This is a genomic window from Actinomadura roseirufa (assembly GCF_900659635.1).
GTDB classification, from domain to species: Bacteria; Actinomycetota; Actinomycetes; order Streptosporangiales; family Streptosporangiaceae; genus Spirillospora; species Spirillospora roseirufa.
Map to the genome: position 1 here is coordinate 1 of NZ_CAACVB010000580.1, position 870 is coordinate 870.

The following is an 870-nucleotide window of genomic DNA, read 5'->3' on the forward strand; positions in this document are numbered from 1 at the left end:
ACTCGGTCGAGTCGGCCGGGCATCCGCCGGCCGTCCAGTTCGACTCCGGTACCGGGGCCTGGCGGGTCAGCGCGGCCAAGGGCGTGGTCCTCGGCGTCGTGCCCGACCTGTGGTGCGTGCCCGAGCGGGGAAAGCTGCGCCCCGGCGACGCGCTGCTGCTGTACACCGACGGCCTGGTGGAGTCGCCCGGCAGCGACCTGGACGCCGGGATCGACCGGCTCCTCGGCGAGGCGGAGCGGCTCGTCCCGCAGGGGTTCCGCGAGGGCGCGCGCGAACTCGTGGAGACGATGGCCGCGGCGCGCGACGACGACTGCGCCCTCGTCCTGATCTGGCGCACCTGACCTTCCGGTCATACTCCGCCGGTGCCGGGCCGGTGCCGCCCTCGGGTCAGTGCCGGCCCTTGTGCCGGCCGTGCCTCGCCTTCGGCTTCGCCTTGGGCTTCGGCTTGTGCGACCTGTGCGGCCGGACGGCCGGTGACCGGGAGGGGCGCGAGCCCACCGTCCCCACCTTCTTCGTCGGCGGAACCGTGACGGCCGGTGTGACCGGCGCGGCCGGGCGCCCCTCGCCCCGGCCCATCAGCCCGATGACGACGACCCCGATCAGCACCGTGCCCGCCGCCGCCCCGATGCCCGCCAGCAGTCGCGTCCGGGCGGGCGACAGGACGGACGAGGGGGCGGCGGCCGGCGCATCTCCCACAGCGGCGTACGCCCGCGTGGGGGTGTCGAGCCCCCCGTCGACCGGGCCGCTCCCGGCGCGCCCGGTGGTCCGGCCGCCGGCGTGGCCGGACTGCTCCACCAGGGCCAGCAGCAGGCCCGGCGCCGAGGGGCGGGCGGCCGGGTCCTTCGCCAGCGCGGCCCGCACGGCGGGCAG

At 77.7% G+C, this 870-nt stretch carries 1 protein-coding gene and 1 pseudogene; one reads left to right on the plus strand and one right to left on the minus strand.

All coding sequences use genetic code 11. The features are described from left to right. On the plus strand, nt 1–341 hold a 341-nt coding region (locus E1291_RS41525; RefSeq protein ID WP_165495557.1), incomplete at its 5' end, for a SpoIIE family protein phosphatase. Between the two features lie 46 nt (nt 342–387). Here the strand turns inward: E1291_RS41525 and E1291_RS41530 are convergent. After that, nucleotides 388–870, minus strand: a pseudogene (locus E1291_RS41530) (hypothetical protein); the annotation flags it as partial.